We start from the raw sequence: 429 nt of genomic DNA on the forward strand, positions 1-429 counted from the left end.
GCTGTAGATGGTGATCACCACATCGGGCCGAAGCGCGACGATGGCCTCCGCGATCTTCGCGCGCAGCTCAGGGGTATCGCGGATGTTGCTGTCCGGAAAGTCCCAGAACGCCACGTCGTCGACCCCGACGATGGCGGCCGACCGACGCTGTTCCCCCTCCCGCAGCGGCCCGGCCTGCTCCGGAGGCATGCCGGCGATACCGACCTCGCCCCGTGACGCGAGCGCGTAGTGCACGGTCTTGCCCGCGGCGGTCCACTTCGCGACCGCCGCGCCGACCCCGTACTCGGGGTCATCCGGGTGCGGCACCAACACCAGCGCGGTCTGCCAATCGGCGGGAAAAGGTCGCACCGCCACCGCTAGCTCACCCGCGTGTTGTGGGCGGAGCGGATCAGCCAGCGCCCGTCGTGTTCGACGACGACATAGCTGATG

At 69.5% G+C, this 429-nt stretch carries 1 protein-coding gene; it reads right to left on the reverse strand.

Features of this window, described 5'->3' with window-relative positions; translation table 11 throughout:
- Positions 1-354, reverse strand: a 354-nt coding sequence (locus tag RM812_RS42480) for a PIG-L deacetylase family protein (protein WP_311586395.1), incomplete at its 3' end; no start/stop codon positions are given.
- Positions 355-429 lie beyond the last annotated feature (75 nt).

Origin of the sequence: Streptomyces lancefieldiae, from assembly GCF_031845825.1 — a bacterium.
Lineage (GTDB): Bacteria > Actinomycetota > Actinomycetes > Streptomycetales > Streptomycetaceae > Streptomyces > Streptomyces lancefieldiae.